The organism is Streptomyces spinosisporus (assembly GCF_022698145.1).
Classification (GTDB): domain Bacteria; phylum Actinomycetota; class Actinomycetes; order Streptomycetales; family Streptomycetaceae; genus Streptomyces; species Streptomyces spinosisporus.
Genome location: NZ_JALDAX010000012.1, coordinates 236,319 through 250,718 on the forward strand (window position 1 = coordinate 236,319; position 14,400 = coordinate 250,718).

Here is a 14,400-nt window from a genome sequence, read left to right on the forward strand (position 1 = left end):
CGCACACGCACCGGAGCGCCAGCGGTACTTGAGCAGCGCCCCCGACCGAGGGCGCCGCCGGGCAAGGAGGGCCGCATGACCGTACGGCGAGTAATGGGCATCGAGACGGAGTACGGCATCTCCGTGCCCGGCCACCCCAACGCCAATGCCATGCTCACCTCGTCCCAGATCGTCAACGCCTACGCGGCGGCGATGCACCGGGCCCGCCGGGCCCGCTGGGACTTCGAGGAGGAGAACCCGCTGCGGGACGCGCGGGGCTTCGACCTCGCCCGCGAGGCCGCCGACGCCAGCCAGCTCACCGACGAGGACATCGGCCTCGCCAACGTCATCCTCACCAACGGCGCCCGGCTCTACGTGGACCACGCCCACCCCGAGTACAGCGCGCCCGAGGTCACCAACCCGCGCGACGCCGTCCTGTGGGACAAGGCCGGCGAGCGCATCATGGCCGAGGCCGCCGAGGGTGCCGCCCAGCTGCCCGGGGCGCAGCCGATCCACCTCTACAAGAACAACACCGACAACAAGGGCGCCTCCTACGGCACGCACGAGAACTACCTGATGAAGCGGGAGACCCCCTTCTCGGACATCGTGCGCCACCTCACGCCCTTCTTCGTCTCCCGGCAGGTCGTCACCGGGGCCGGCCGGGTCGGCATCGGCCAGGACGGCCACGAGCACGGCTTCCAGCTCAGCCAGCGCGCCGACTACTTCGAGGTCGAGGTCGGCCTGGAGACGACCCTGAAGCGCCCGATCATCAACACGCGCGACGAACCGCACGCGGACGCCGAGAAGTACCGCCGCCTGCATGTGATCATCGGCGACGCCAACCTCTCGGAGATCTCGACCTACCTCAAGCTGGGCACGACCGCCCTGGTCCTGTCCATGATCGAGGACGGCTTCATCGCGGTCGACCTGGCCGTCGACCAGCCGGTGCGCACGCTGCACCAGGTGTCGCACGACCCGACGCTGAAGCGCCTGGTCACGCTCCGCAGCGGCCGCACGCTCACCGCGGTCCAGCTGCAGATGGAGTACTTCGAGCTGTCCCGCAAGTACGTGGAGGAGCGCTTCGGCGCCGACGCGGACGAGCAGACCAAGGACGTCCTGGCCCGCTGGGAGGACACGCTCAACCGCCTGGAGAACGACCCGATGAGCCTGGCCGGCGAGCTGGACTGGGTCGCCAAGCGGGAGCTCATGGAGGGCTACCGGCGCCGCGACAGCCTCGACTGGGACGCCGCCCGCCTCCATCTGGTCGACCTCCAGTACGCGGACGTACGCCCCGAGAAGGGCCTCTACAACCGGCTGGCGGCCCGGGGCCGGATGAAGCGGCTGCTGACCGAGGACGACGTCGAGCGGGCCCGTACGAGCCCGCCGGAGGACACGCGCGCGTACTTCCGCGGACGCTGTCTGGAGCAGTACGCCGACGACGTCGCGGCCGCGTCCTGGGACTCCGTGATCTTCGATCTGCCGGGCCGGGACTCGCTCCAGCGCGTCCCAACCCTGGAACCGCTTCGCGGAACGCGAAATCACGTCAAGGAGCTCCTGGACCGCTGCCGAACGGCGGAGGACCTGGTCAGGGTGCTTTCCGGCGGCTGACGGGGTACCCGGGGCCGACGCGGCCCACAGGGTGGAAAACCCGGCGTACGGGAATCATCGAGGTGGTCCCCGGACGTTGAGAAACTGCGGGGCCGATGTCGGACCCTGCTTGTAGGGTCTGATCACGAACGTCGAACCGAGCGGGGTGAGGGTTATGGCGACCAAGGACACCGGCGGCGGCCAGCAGAAGGCGACGCGCTCCACCGAGGAGGTCGAGGAGCAGGCGCAGGACGCGCAGGGCTCCGAAGACCTCAAGGAGCGCCACGAGAAGCTCAACGACGACGTGGACTCCGTCCTGGACGAGATCGACGACGTCCTGGAGGAGAACGCAGAGGATTTCGTTCGGTCATTCGTTCAGAAAGGCGGCGAGTAACCTTCGATTCGAAGGTTACGGGGGGCTTTGGCCTTGGTGAGCGACGAGGACGTGAAGCGCTGCGTGCGGTGCGGTGAGATCAAGCCGCGCGCAGCCTTCGCACGTAGACGGTCCAACCTGGATGGTCTGCAGCGACACTGTCGAGACTGCGCATCGGACTATCACCGGACGCGTCAGCAAAGCTTGGGGCGGAAGGTCCGTCCCCAGGTGGAGGTACCAGAGGGGCACAAGTTGTGCCTCAAGTGTGGTGAGATCAAGCTCTGGAGCGAGTGGCACCGGAATGCGGCGGCCTCGGACGGGCTGTCGTCGAGCTGTAAGGCGTGTCGAGCTGCCGAGGGGCGCGCGGGCCATCTGAAGCGCCACTACGGCCTGACCGAAGCCGAACGTGACGAGATGGTCGCCACCCAGATGGGGCTCTGCGTGATCTGTCTGAAGGCGCCTGCCGTACATGTGGATCACTGCCACAAGACGGGTAAGGTCCGAGGCGTACTGTGCTTCAACTGCAATTCGGCCATCGGCAAGTTGGGAGACGACCCCGACGCCGTACGCCGGGCCGCCGCTTACTTGGAAGGAATCGCGTGGAAGCCAACACTCGTAGCACCGGGCGTCTACCAGCTGCCTTCCTGACGCCTGGGTCCTCGTCCTTCATGGACTTCCTGTCGGAGCACCAGCCGGAGATGCTGCCGGGCAACCGGCAACTCCCGCCCACCCAGGGCGTGATCGAGGCGCCTCACGGGACCACGATCGTCGCCGTCACGTTCCCCGGCGGTGTCGTGCTGGCCGGTGACCGTCGGGCCACCATGGGCAACGTCATCGCCCAGCGGGACATCGAGAAGGTGTTCCCGGCGGACGAGTACTCGGCCGTCGGTATCGCCGGCACGGCCGGTCTCGCTGTCGAGATGGTCAAGCTGTTCCAGCTGGAGCTGGAGCACTTCGAGAAGGTCGAGGGGGCGCAGCTCTCGCTGGAGGGCAAGGCGAACCGCCTGTCGACCATGATCCGTTCCAACCTGGGCATGGCCATGCAGGGCCTGGCCGTGGTGCCCCTGTTCGCGGGCTACGACGTGGACCGCGAGAAGGGCCGCATCTTCTCGTACGACGTGACGGGCGGCCGTTCCGAGGAGCACAACTTCGCGGCCACGGGTTCCGGCTCGATCTTCGCGCGCGGTGCCATGAAGAAGCTCTTCCGCGACGACCTGACGGAGGAGCAGGCCACGACGCTCGTCGTGCAGGCCCTCTATGACGCGGCAGACGACGACTCGGCGACCGGTGGTCCCGATGTCGCCCGCCGGATCTATCCGATCGTCACCGTGATCACCGAGGACGGCTTCCGCCGGCTCAGCGAGGACGAGTCCTCCGAGATCGCCCGTTCCGTCCTGGAGCGGCGCCTGGAGCAGCCCGACGGCCCGCGGGCCGCGCTGCTGTAACGGCGACCGGTTCTTACCAAGGTGATCCAGTTGACCTCGACAGAAAGGGACGGATAACCGGTGTCGACGCCGTTCTATGTCTCCCCCCAGCAGGCCATGGCCGACCGGGCGGAGTACGCCCGCAAGGGCATCGCCCGTGGCCGCAGCCTGGTCGTGCTGCAGTACGCCGACGGCATCGTCTTCGTCGGCGAGAACCCGTCCCGCGCGCTGCACAAGTTCAGTGAGATCTACGACCGGATCGGCTTCGCGGCCGCCGGCAAGTACAACGAGTACGAGAACCTGCGCATCGGCGGCGTGCGCTACGCCGACCTGCGCGGCTACACCTACGACCGCGACGACGTGACCGCCCGCGGTCTGGCGAACGTCTACGCCCAGACGCTGGGCACGATCTTCTCCTCGGCGGGCGAGAAGCCGTACGAGGTGGAGTTGGTGGTGGCCGAGGTCGGCGAGACCCCGGACGGCGACCAGATCTACCGGCTGCCGCACGACGGCTCGATCGTGGACGAGCACGGTTCGGTCGCGGTCGGCGGCAACGCGGAGCAGATCAGCAGCTATCTCGACCAGCGCCACCAGGACGGCATGAGCCTGGCCGAGGCGCTCAGGCTGGCCGTGACGGCCCTGTCCCGGGACACGAACGGCAGCGAGCGGGAGATCCCCGCCGAGCGCCTGGAGGTCGCGGTCCTGGACCGTACGCGCCCGCAGGCCCGCAAGTTCAAGCGAATCGTCGGCCGCCAACTCGGCCGCCTCCTGGAGACCGGCGGAGCGACCACGGAGGCGGAGAGCTCGGACGAGGCGGAGGGCTCCGGCGAGGAGTAGCCCGCACTCTTGTCACCCTCCCGTGCCCCGGCCGACGGATCGGCCGGGGCACGGGGCGTTCAGGAGGGGGCGGGCGGCGCCGAGGCCGCGACACGAACGGGGACGGCAGCGGCGTGAGCGTCCCGCCGGGTGGCCCGTAAGCCGAAGCGGATGGGCGGCTGCCTGTTGGAGAGCGGTGGAGGGGCCACGGAGGCCGGGCTGGTGGATGGGCCGGGGTGCAGGGCGTCAGGGGCGCCGGGCGGGGCCGAGGCCGGGACATGAACGGCAGCGGTTCCTGCCTGGCGGCCCGCAAATCCGAGCGGATGGTCGGCCACCGGGTCGGCCGCCTCCTGGAGAGCGGCGGAGCGGCCGCGGAGGCCGGGCTAGTGGATCGGCCAAGGTGCCGGGAGGCGTCGAGGCCGCGACGCGAACGGCAGCGGCGCAAGGTTCCTGCCGAGCGGCCCGTAAGCCGAAGCGGATGTTCGGCTGCCTCCTGGAGTGCAGTGGGTCGGGGCGCAGGGCGTTCAGGGGGCCCCAGGCGGTGCTGTGGAGCCTCGTAGGACCAGTTCGACGGGGATGTCGCCCGGCGTGGGGCGATGACCCTCCAGGACCGCCAGGAGGGCCTGCATGCCGCGTTCGCCGAAGAGTTCGGCGTCCAGGCGTACGGTCGTCAGTTCCGGGTCGAGGGCGGTGGCGAGGGCGAGGTCGTCGAGGCCGGTGACGGAGAGGTCGTCGGGCACGCGCAGACCGAGCCGCCGGGCGGCCTTGTAGGCGCCGGCCGCCAGCTTGTCGTCGTCGCACACCACGGCGGTGGGCCGGGGCCCGGGCGCCGACAGGGCGGCCTCGGCGGCGCTCAGGGCGCCGTCGATGGAGAGGGGAGCGTGCGCGGTGCGTACGGACGTGCCGGGCACCGCGGCGGTCCGGGCGGCGAGTTCCCGCGCGCGTACCTCGAAGGTCCAGGACGGTACGTCCGCGGCCAGATGCAGGAGGCGGCGGTGGCCGAGGCCCAGCAGGTGTTCGGCGACCTGGCGGACACCGTCGGCGATGTCCAGGTTGACGGTGGCCGCGCCGAGGCTGCCTCCGGGGTCGCTGTCGAGCATCACCAGGGGCAGCTGGTCGCCGCGGATCGCGCTGAGGGCGTCCGCGGCCATCGAGGAGGCGATGACGCCGTCCAGGGCGGCCTGGGCGGAGGCGAAGGGGTCGCGGGCCGGGCCGATGCCCTCGGGGGAGGGGTAGAGGACCACGCCGAATCCGTGCTCGGCGGCCACGCGCGCGGCGCCCGTGTAGACGCCGGCGAAGAACTCTGTGGTGAGCGCCGGGACGACCAGGAGGACGGTGCGGGTGCGGCCGAGGCGCAGGTTGCGGGCGGCGAGGTTGGGCCGGTAGCCGAGGTCGCGTGCGGCTGCCCGTACGCGCTCGGCGGTGGTCGCGGAGACACGGCCGCGCCACTTGTCGCCGAGCACGAGCGAGACGGCGGCCTGGGAGACGCCTGCCGCCTGTGCGACGTCACGGCTGGTCGGGCGCGTACTGCTGCGTGCCACCGGGGGCCTGCTCCTCTTAGAGGGGGTATTTCGCCTGGACTGCGAACAGCGCACATGCTACGTATGGGAACCGAGGTTATACGTAAAACTTGGAGGCGGGACATGGCCGCGGGGTATCTGGAGATCCTCAGGGCGAGGCACGCGGCCCGTCTGCTGACGGGCACGCTGGTGGGGCGGCTGCCCAACGCGACCGCCGCGATCGCCCTGGTGCTCTTCGTCCGTGCCGAGGGCGGCACGTACAGCCTGGCGGGCGCGCTCGTGGCGGTGTACGGCATCGCCAACGCCGTCGGGCAGCCCGTGCTCGGCCGGCTGGTGGACCTGCACGGCCAGCCGCGCGTCCAGCTGCCCGCGGCCGTCCTGTCGGCCCTCGCCATGGCCTGCTTCGCGTTCTCGGGCACCGACCCGCTTTTGCTCGCCTACGCGTGCGTGGCGGCCGCCGGGCTTTTCACGCCTCCCCTGGAGGGCGGGCTGCGGGCCCTGTGGCCGTCCGTGCTGCGCCGTGAGGAGCAGGTGCACACCGCGTACGCCATGGACGCCGTGGCGCAGGAAGTCATGTTCACGGTCGGCCCGTTGCTGGTGACCCTGTGCGTGGCGCTCTGGTCGGAGCAGGCGGCCCTGCTGGTGCTGAACGCCGTGGGCGTGCTCGGCGCCCTGTCCGTGGTCGTCTCCGGGCCGTCACGCGCGTGGCGTTCGGCACCGCGCGAGGCGCACTGGCTCGGCGCCCTGCGCTCGCCGGGCCTGCTCGCCCTGCTGGGCGCGTTCCTGTTCATCGGCATCGCGCTGGGCTCCATCACGGTCGCCTCCGTGCCGTACGCCGACGACCACGGCGGTGACACGGTGTACGGCTGGCTCATGGCGGCCCTGGGGCTCGGCGCGCTCATCGGCGGCAGCGTCTACGGCGCCCGGCAGTGGACCGGCGAGCCCGGGCGCCGACTGCAGGTGCTGGTGGCCCTCCTGGCGGTGTGTTACCTGCCGCTGACTCTGATGCCCGGCGCGGTCGCGATGGTGGCCCTCACTGTGGTCGCCGGGCTCTTCCTGGCGCCCGCCATCGCGTGTGCGTTCGTGCTCATCGACCGGCACGCGCCCCGCGGCACCGTCACCGAGGCGTTCTCCTGGCTTGTGACGACGTTCACCGTGGGGACCTCGGTGGGAACGGGTCTGGCGGGCCCGGTCGTCGAGGCGGGCGGGGCCCTGTGGGGGTTCGCGGTACCCGGTGCGGCAGGCGGTGTGTCACTGCTGGTTCTGCTGGCCACCGGACGGGTCCTCGCAGCTCCCGCGGGGGGTGAGGTGGTTGCGGCTTCATCGGAAAATGATCCGAACCGTGCGGTCGAACCCCGTTTCAGCTCAGGGGATCGGGCGTAATGTTCACTCATGGACCGCCGCATTTTCGGGCTGGAGAACGAGTACGGCGTCACGTGTACGTTCAGGGGACAGCGCCGCCTGTCTCCCGACGAGGTGGCGCGGTACCTCTTCCGCCGTGTCGTGTCATGGGGCCGCAGCAGCAACGTCTTTCTGCGAAACGGCGCCCGCCTCTATCTCGACGTGGGCTCACATCCGGAATACGCGACACCCGAATGTGACAACGTGACCGAACTGGTCACCCACGACAAGGCCGGCGAACGCATTCTGGAAGGGCTACTGGTAGACGCCGAACGACGCCTGCACGAGGAAGGAATCGCGGGCGACGTCTACCTCTTCAAGAACAACACCGACTCGGCGGGCAACTCCTACGGCTGCCACGAGAACTATCTCGTCGCGCGCCACGGGGAGTTCTCCCGGCTCGCGGACATCCTCATCCCGTTCCTCGTCACCCGCCAGCTGCTGTGCGGCGCGGGCAAGGTGCTGCAGACGCCGCGCGGTGCCGTGTACTGCGTCAGCCAGCGCGCCGAGCACATCTGGGAGGGCGTCTCCTCGGCGACGACCCGCTCGAGGCCGATCATCAACACCCGAGACGAACCGCACGCGGACGCCGAGCGCTACCGCCGCCTGCACGTCATCGTGGGCGACTCGAACATGTCCGAGACGACCATGCTGCTCAAGGTCGGAGCCACCGACCTGGTGCTGCGCATGATCGAGGCGGGCACGGTGATGCGCGACCTGACCCTGGAGAACCCCATCCGGGCCATCCGCGAGGTCAGCCACGACATCACCGGCCGGCGCAAGGTGCGCCTGGCCAGCGGACGCGAGGCCTCCGCCCTGGAGGTGCAGCGCGAGTACTACGAGAAGGCCGTGGACTTCTGCGAGCGCCGCGGCATCCGCACCGGCACCGTCGAGCAGGTCCTGGAGCTGTGGGGCCGCACGCTGGACGCGATCGAGGCCGAGGACCTCGACAAGATCGGCACCGAGATCGACTGGGTCATGAAGTACAAGCTCATCGAGCGGTACCGCGCCAAGCACAACATGACCATGTCCCACCCGAGGGTCGCGCAGATAGACCTCGCCTACCACGACATCCACCGCCGTCGTGGCCTGTACTACCTGCTCGAGAAGAAGGGTCAAGCAGCCCGGATCTGCAGCGACTTGAAGATCTTCGAGGGCAAGTCCGTTCCCCCGCAGACCACCAGGGCCCGGCTGCGCGGCGACTTCATCCGCAGGGCCCAGGAACAGCGCCGGGACTTCACGGTCGACTGGGTGCACCTCAAGCTCAACGACCAGGCGCAGCGCACGGTGTTGTGCAAGGACCCGTTCCGTTCCGTGGACGACCGGGTGGAGAAGCTCATCGCGGGAATGTGAGCAACGCGTTTTGGTGAACGACCGGAACGCAACACGGGCGCCGTACGTTTCCGGTACGGCGCCCTTCTCACGCCGTAGAGTTGCGCGCACGCCATCCACAAGATCGACCGATACGAGGCCCCCACCGTGCGCCGACGCTCCCTTCTCATCGCCGTACCCGCAGGACTGGTCACGCTCGCCGGATGTGGCGACGACAAGAAGTCCGACTCGAGCAAGGCCAGCGACAGCGCCTCGCCCTCCGCACCGGCCACGTCCGCGGCGCCGCCGCCGAAGATCGTGGACGGTCCGCTGCCGGCCATCAGCGCGGGTGCGAAGTTCGGTGAGAAGCCCACCGTCGCCAAGGGTTCGGGCGATCCGTCGAAGAACCTCGCGGTCAAGACGGTCATCGCCGGAGCCGGCAAGTCGGTCGCGGAGAACGACTACATCCAGGCCCACTACCTCGGCCAGGTGTGGGACACGGCGAAGGTCTTCGACAACTCCTACGACCGCAAGACCCCGCTGCTCATCCAGCTCGCCCAGGGCAGCATCATCGATGGCTGGCGCTATGCGCTCGCGGGCAAGAAGGTCGGCAGCCGTGTCATGTTCTCCGTGCCTCCCACCTGGGGCTACGGCAAGGAGGGCAACTCGCAGGCGGGTATCAAGGGCACCGACACCCTGGTCTTCGTCGCCGACATCCAGGACACGTTCAACGCGTCCAGCTCCGCCAAGGGCACCGACACCCCGCAGAACGACGCGGACCTGCCGAAGGTCGGCACCAACACCGACGGCAAGGCGCCCTCCATCGACATCCCCAAGAAGGACGCCCCCACCAAGCTCGTCGCGAACTACGTCATCGAGGGCGACGGCGACGAGGTGGCCGCCAAGGACACCGTGCTCGTGCAGTACAAGGGCGTGTTCTGGGACAACGGCAAGGAGTTTGACTCGACGTACGGCCGCAAGGCGCTCACGTCCTTCGGGCTCCAGCAGGTCGTCAAGGGCTGGGGGCAGGGACTGACCGGCAAGAAAGTGGGCAGCCGGGTTCTCATCGTGGTCCCGCCGAAGCTGGGTTACGGCGACAACCCGCCGGCCGGCAGCGGCATCAAGAAGGACTCCGTACTGGTCTTCACCGTCGACATCCTGGCGAAGATGTGAGCCCGGCGAGGTGTAAGACTGTGCGCATTGCCCTTCCGCAGACAAGCAGGAGCTGAAAGACGTGAGCATCGAGAAGCCCGAGATCGACTTCCCCGGCGGCGAGCCCCCGGCGGACCTCGAGATCAAGGACATCTGGGAGGGCGACGGCGCTGTGGCGCAGGCGGGCCAGACCGTCACCGTCCACTACGTGGGCGTTGCGTTCAGCACGGGTGAGGAGTTCGACGCCAGCTGGAACCGTGGCACCCCGTTCCGCTTCCCGCTGGGTGGCGGCCGGGTCATCAAGGGCTGGGACCTCGGCGTACAGGGCATGAAGGTCGGCGGCCGTCGCCAGCTGACCATCCCGGCCCACCTCGCCTACGGCAACCAGAGCCCGACCCCCGCGATCCAGCCGGGCGAGACCCTGATCTTCGTGGTCGACCTCGTCGCCGTCTGATCCCCGGATCCGACCGGACCCGATCAACCGGGGCCCATGCCTGTCCAGGCATGGGCCCTCGGCTTTTGCCACGCCACTTCGGGGCGGTACGGTCAACGTCGTCAAGCACCGTAGGGAGGCGAAGGGCGTCGATGGCCATTGCCAAGGCCGAGCGGCTGATGAACCTGGCGCTGTGTCTGCTCGGGACCCGACGGCCGCTCAGCAAGCGCGAGCTGCGCGAGTCCATCGAGGCGTATCTGGAGGCGAACTCGGAGGACGCCTTCAGCCGCATGTTCGAGCGGGACAAGGACGATCTGCGCGAACTCGGCCTGGTCATCGAGACGGTGGAGAACCTCGACGGCGAAACGGGCTATCTGGCCCGCCGCGACAGCAACCGCCTGCCGCCCATCACGCTCGACGCCGAGGAGGCCGCGGCTCTCGGTCTCGCCGCCAAGGTGTGGCAGCAGGCCCGGCTCGCGGGCGCGGCGAGCGGCGCCCTGCAGAAGCTGCGCGCGGCCGGCCTGCCCGAGGACGTCGACCCGTACGAGGCCCATGGGGCGCTCGAACCGCGCATCCCGGTGCACGAGGCCGCCTTCGAACCGCTGATGCTGGCCTGCCGCGACCGCCGCCCGGTCGTCTTCGACTACCGCAAGGCCACCGCCGCCCACCCCGAGCCCCGGCATGTGGAGCCCTGGGCGCTGGAGTGCTGGCGCGGCCACTGGTACCTGGCCGGCTGGGACCGCGACCGCGGCGCCGAGCGGGTCTTCAGGCTGTCGCGGATCACGGGCAGGGTGCGCAGCCGCAGCGGGCAGTTCACCGCGCCGGTGCCCGACGTGGTCACCGTCCGCGAGACCGTCGCGAGCTGGGCGGGGGAGACCGCCGACCGCTCCGCTCTGATCCGGCTGCGCTCGGGGTCCGGGTACCCCTTGCGGGCGAAGGCCACGGCGGTGCGGGAACTCGCCGACGGCTGGGACGAGTTGGAGATTCCGTACGGACACGGGCTGGACGCCTGGCTGGTGGAGTTCGGGCCGGACGTGGTGGTCCTGGAGCCGGCCGAGCTGCGCGCCGACGTGGTGGACCGGCTGCGCGCAGTGGCCAAGGGCTGAGGGGGAGCGGAGCAGGACAGTGGCAGGCAAACCGGTCAGGCCCGTGAACGCCATCGACCAGACCCGGCGGATGCTCTCGCTGGTGACCTATCTCAAGGAGCGCCCCGGGGCCCGGGTCGAGGACGTGGCGCGTGCCTTCGGCATCACCGAGGACGAGCTGGTCTCCGACCTCGATGTGCTGCCCATGTGCGGCACCAGCTTCCGCGGCGGCGATCTGCTCGACATCGACACCGACGGCGAGCGCATCTGGTGGCACAACCCCGCGGCCCTCGGCGAGGAGACGGCGGAGCCGCTGCGCCTCGCCGCCGACGAGGCGACCGCGCTGCTGGTGGCCGCCCGTGCGGTGGCCACCCTGCCCGGGCTGCGCGAGGGCGACCGGCAGGCGCTGCTGCGCGCCACCGCCAAGGTGGAGGCCGCGGCGGGCGAGACGGCGGGCGCCAGCTCTCGCCTGTCGGTGACCTTCGAGTCCGAGGGCGGCGTCTTCGCCGACGTCGACCGGGCGATCGCGGAGCGCCGCCGGCTGTGGATCCGCTACTACTCGCCCGCGCGCGACGAGCTCACCGAGCGCGAGATCGACCCCATCCGCCTCGTCAGCGTCGGGCACACCTACGTCGAGGCCTGGTGCCGCCGCTCCGAGGCGCGCCGCACCTTCCGGCTCGACCGGGTCGCCGAGATCAAGATCCTCGACGAGCCGTCCGCGCCGCCCGAGATCGAGCTGCGGGACCTGTCCGAGGCGCTGGTGCAGCCCGCCGCGGAGGACCCGGAGGTCGTCGTCGAGGTCGGCCCGGGCGGTCGTTGGGTCGCCGAGTACTACCCGCACGACAGTGCGGATGAGCTTCCCGACGGCGGGCTGCGTATCACCCTGCGCACGCCCGACCCGGCCTCGCTGCGACGGCTGGCGCTGCGTCTGGGGCGCGACGGCCGGATCGTCGCCCCGCGCGACCTCGCCGACAGCGCCCGGCAGGCGGCCCGGGAGGCGCTGGCGGCGTACGACGGGGTGGAGGCGCAGGGAGCACACGGAGGGCTTGCGGTGACGACGGACGGTACGACGGGCGGGAGCGAGCCGTAGGGTGCCGGTGCCGGGAGGAGCGCGCGAAGGCCGCGGGGCCGGGCGCGGTCGTCCACCGGGCACCGGCCGGGAGGCCGGCGGCGAACGACCAGAGGTAGAGGAGCAGGAGCTGTGAGCGAGTCGTCGGTGCCCGGGGTGCCGGGTGCGCAGGAGATGTCGGTCGCGGCAGCCTTCGCCGGGATGAGAAGCGTCTCGCCGGTGACGTTCCGGGCGGGCTGCCCGGACTGCCGGGGCAGCTTCGAGCTCGCCGCCGCCGCGCTGCGCCTCGCGATCGGCGCCTCGAGCCGCACCACCTTCTACTCCTTCACCTGCCCCGACTGCGGCGCCTCGGTGCGCAAGCCCGCGGGGGAGCGGATCGTCCAGCTGCTGACCGGCGGCGGGGTCAGGACCCTGCGGCTGCACTCCACCCTCTAGGCTCGGCCCCATGTTCTGGCCGATGTTCGCGGTAGCTGTGGGTTTCCTGGGTCTCGCCGTGCTCGGGGTGTTCGCCGTGCGGGTGTTCCTGGAGGCGCAGCGTCTGGGCAGGCAGGTGACGGACTCCGCGCGCCGGATCAGCCGTGCCGCCGAGGATCTGGAGCGGGCGGCCATGAGCACGGCCCGCGCCGTGGACTCCCTCTGAGCGGCGCCGTGCGAGGCGTGTGAGTCCTGCGCGGCAGGCGGTTTGGGCCACTTCGGCCTGTCACCGGGGCCACCCTGGCAGGTACGCTGCTGGTCGCGGCCCGGAGAACGAGGCCCGAGCCGCTGACCGGGAGTACGCACGGGGATTGCCTGACGTTTACCCCTGAGCGTTACGATCGCTGTCAACACGGTCGATCGGACATGTGTCCGACCGGTCGGACAGCACCCCACCCCAGCCGCCTCGGTGAGAAGGTAAAGACTTATGTTCGGAAGGCTCGGCGCCCCCGAGATCATTCTCATCCTCGTCGTCGTCATCCTGCTGTTCGGCGCGAAGAAGCTTCCCGACATGGCGCGCTCGCTCGGCAAGTCCGCTCGCATCCTCAAGAGCGAGGCCAAGGCGATGAAGGAGGACGGCAGCAGCGGCACGGCGACGCCGGCCGGCCCGCCCAACAACGAGCAGCCCCCGGCGCAGCGCACCATCCAGGCCTCTCCCGGCGATGTGACCAGCTCCCGCCCGGTCAACGAGCCGACGGACACCACGAAGGCCTGATGCAGGGCCGGACGCCCCCGGCCTGCCGCACGAGATGAGGATGTGGGTTGCCCAAGCCTGCCCGCAAGAAGGAGAAGGATCCCGAGGGGCGGATGCCCCTTGCGGATCACCTTCGTGAGCTCCGCAACCGGCTCGCGAAGGCGATGCTGGCGATCGTGCTCGTCACGGCCGTTGCCGCCTTCTTCTACAACGACATCATCAACTTCATCACCGAGCCGGTGCTGGACTCCGTCGGCTGCAGCCAGACCTTCGAGCAGCTGGCGAATTCGCACGAGAAGACGCACCAGTGCGCGCAGATCACGATCAACGGTCTGCTCACGCCCTTCACGCTGGCGTTGAAGGTGTCCCTGATGGCCGGCGTGGTGCTGGCCTCGCCGGTGTGGCTGTACCAGCTGTGGGCCTTCGTGGCGCCCGGACTGCACCGCCACGAGCGCAAGTACGCCTACGCGTTCGTCGGCACCGGCGTACCGCTGTTCGTCGGCGGTGCCTACTTCGCGTACCGCGTGCTGCCCACCACGGCGAAGGTGCTGATCGGTTTCACCCCGGACGGTGTCAACAACCTGCTGCCGCTGGACGACCTGCTCGACCTCGTCACGCGCATGGTGCTGGTCTTCGGGCTCTCCTTCGAACTTCCGCTGCTGCTGATCATGCTCAATCTCACCGGGGTGCTGACCGGCAGGCGCATGCTCGGCTGGTGGCGCGGCATGATCATGGCGATCACGGTGTTCGCGGCGATCGCGACGCCGAGCACCGACCCGCTGACCATGCTGGCCCTCGCCGGACCGATCTGGGTGCTGTACTTCGGCGCGGTCGTCTTCTCACTGCTCAACGACCGGCGCAAGCGGCTGCGCGAGGCCGAGGGCCCCGGCGACGACGAGGCCTCGGACCTGGACCTCACGCCGGAGGACATCGGCGAGGTCGAGACGGTCTCCGCGAGCCGCGCCCTGCCCGAGCAGGCGACCACGGACCGGGTCAACGGCTATGACGACGTGACCTGAGCGTTCGCCCGCTGCTGTCCACGAGAGGTGCCCGTCCCAGGCTCCGTGCCTGGTGACCCGGGC

At 70.0% G+C, this 14,400-nt stretch carries 16 protein-coding genes; 15 read left to right on the forward strand and 1 reads right to left on the reverse strand.

The window, feature by feature from the left end; all coding sequences use genetic code 11:
• Positions 1–75 precede the first annotated feature (75 nt).
• From dop to prcA, 5 genes are all read left to right on the forward strand, one after another.
• A complete protein-coding gene (gene dop, locus MQN93_RS28890; RefSeq protein WP_372504475.1) occupies positions 76–1,587 on the forward strand; it encodes a depupylase/deamidase Dop in 1,512 nt (503 codons plus the stop codon).
• Positions 1,588–1,741: 154 nt separating this feature from the next.
• Entirely contained in the window at positions 1,742–1,960 is a 219-nt protein-coding gene (locus MQN93_RS28895; protein ID WP_016434392.1) for a ubiquitin-like protein Pup, read from the forward strand.
• Between the two features lie 33 nt (positions 1,961–1,993).
• Complete coding sequence (locus MQN93_RS28900; RefSeq protein ID WP_242711871.1) at positions 1,994–2,587, forward strand: endonuclease VII domain-containing protein; 594 nt, start codon at positions 1,994–1,996, stop codon at positions 2,585–2,587.
• Positions 2,539–3,384, forward strand: coding sequence for a proteasome subunit beta (gene prcB, locus MQN93_RS28905; protein ID WP_037781662.1), 846 nt, complete (start codon positions 2,539–2,541; stop codon positions 3,382–3,384). Before MQN93_RS28900 ends, prcB begins: the two co-directional genes overlap by 49 nt.
• Before the next feature lie 60 nt (positions 3,385–3,444).
• Positions 3,445–4,200 (forward strand): proteasome subunit alpha, encoded by a 756-nt coding sequence (gene prcA / locus MQN93_RS28910; protein ID WP_242711872.1) that lies wholly within the window; start codon positions 3,445–3,447, stop codon positions 4,198–4,200.
• A gap of 503 nt (positions 4,201–4,703) precedes the next feature.
• Here the strand turns inward: prcA and MQN93_RS28915 are convergent.
• Positions 4,704–5,720 carry a LacI family DNA-binding transcriptional regulator gene (locus MQN93_RS28915; protein WP_242711873.1) on the reverse strand — a complete coding sequence of 339 codons (1,017 nt, stop codon included), beginning with the start codon at positions 5,718–5,720 and terminating at the stop codon, positions 4,704–4,706.
• Positions 5,721–5,822: 102 nt separating this feature from the next.
• On the opposite strand from MQN93_RS28915, the gene MQN93_RS28920 reads away from it, so the two are divergent.
• The 10 genes from MQN93_RS28920 to tatC all read left to right on the forward strand — a co-directional run bounded on the left by MQN93_RS28920 (position 5,823) and on the right by tatC (position 14,337).
• Positions 5,823–7,082 (forward strand): MFS transporter, encoded by a 1,260-nt coding sequence (locus MQN93_RS28920; RefSeq protein ID WP_242711874.1) that lies wholly within the window; start codon positions 5,823–5,825, stop codon positions 7,080–7,082.
• Between the two features lie 9 nt (positions 7,083–7,091).
• On the forward strand, positions 7,092–8,453 hold the full coding sequence (gene pafA / locus MQN93_RS28925; protein ID WP_016434386.1) for a Pup--protein ligase: 1,362 nt from the start codon (positions 7,092–7,094) through the stop codon (positions 8,451–8,453).
• A 126-nt stretch (positions 8,454–8,579) separates the two neighbouring features.
• Complete coding sequence (locus tag MQN93_RS28930) at positions 8,580–9,584, forward strand: FKBP-type peptidyl-prolyl cis-trans isomerase (protein WP_242711875.1); 1,005 nt, start codon at positions 8,580–8,582, stop codon at positions 9,582–9,584.
• Positions 9,585–9,645: 61 nt separating this feature from the next.
• Positions 9,646–10,017: an FKBP-type peptidyl-prolyl cis-trans isomerase gene (locus MQN93_RS28935; RefSeq protein WP_016434384.1), complete on the forward strand. Its 372-nt coding sequence runs from the start codon at positions 9,646–9,648 to the stop codon at positions 10,015–10,017.
• A 131-nt stretch (positions 10,018–10,148) separates the two neighbouring features.
• Positions 10,149–11,102, forward strand: a complete 954-nt coding sequence (locus tag MQN93_RS28940) for a helix-turn-helix transcriptional regulator (protein ID WP_016434383.1) — start codon at positions 10,149–10,151, stop codon at positions 11,100–11,102.
• Between the two features lie 19 nt (positions 11,103–11,121).
• On the forward strand, positions 11,122–12,171 hold the full coding sequence (locus MQN93_RS28945) for a helix-turn-helix transcriptional regulator (protein WP_016434382.1): 1,050 nt from the start codon (positions 11,122–11,124) through the stop codon (positions 12,169–12,171).
• A gap of 111 nt (positions 12,172–12,282) precedes the next feature.
• A complete protein-coding gene (locus MQN93_RS28950) occupies positions 12,283–12,585 on the forward strand; it encodes a hypothetical protein (protein ID WP_016434381.1) in 303 nt (100 codons plus the stop codon).
• Between the two features lie 10 nt (positions 12,586–12,595).
• Positions 12,596–12,790, forward strand: a complete 195-nt coding sequence (locus MQN93_RS28955; RefSeq protein WP_016434380.1) for a hypothetical protein — start codon at positions 12,596–12,598, stop codon at positions 12,788–12,790.
• 261 nt (positions 12,791–13,051) lie between these two features.
• The gene (gene tatA / locus MQN93_RS28960; protein ID WP_016434379.1) at positions 13,052–13,339 is read left to right on the forward strand and encodes a Sec-independent protein translocase subunit TatA; all 288 of its coding nucleotides are present in this window, start codon (positions 13,052–13,054) and stop codon (positions 13,337–13,339) included.
• A gap of 47 nt (positions 13,340–13,386) precedes the next feature.
• Positions 13,387–14,337: a twin-arginine translocase subunit TatC gene (gene tatC / locus MQN93_RS28965; RefSeq protein ID WP_016434378.1), complete on the forward strand. Its 951-nt coding sequence runs from the start codon at positions 13,387–13,389 to the stop codon at positions 14,335–14,337.
• The last annotated feature ends 63 nt before the right edge of the window (positions 14,338–14,400 follow it).

What these genes read in the sequence shown, in the direction of transcription:
- dop (WP_372504475.1), top strand. Translation starts at nt 76, where the DNA reads ATGACCGTACGGCGAGTAATGGGCATCGAGACGGAGTACGGCATCTCC.
- MQN93_RS28895 (WP_016434392.1), top strand. Translation starts at nt 1,742, where the DNA reads ATGGCGACCAAGGACACCGGCGGCGGCCAGCAGAAGGCGACGCGCTCC.
- MQN93_RS28920 (WP_242711874.1), top strand. Translation starts at nt 5,823, where the DNA reads ATGGCCGCGGGGTATCTGGAGATCCTCAGGGCGAGGCACGCGGCCCGT.
- pafA (WP_016434386.1), top strand. Translation starts at nt 7,092, where the DNA reads ATGGACCGCCGCATTTTCGGGCTGGAGAACGAGTACGGCGTCACGTGT.
- MQN93_RS28940 (WP_016434383.1), top strand. Translation starts at nt 10,149, where the DNA reads ATGGCCATTGCCAAGGCCGAGCGGCTGATGAACCTGGCGCTGTGTCTG.
- MQN93_RS28955 (WP_016434380.1), top strand. Translation starts at nt 12,596, where the DNA reads ATGTTCTGGCCGATGTTCGCGGTAGCTGTGGGTTTCCTGGGTCTCGCC.
- tatA (WP_016434379.1), top strand. Translation starts at nt 13,052, where the DNA reads ATGTTCGGAAGGCTCGGCGCCCCCGAGATCATTCTCATCCTCGTCGTC.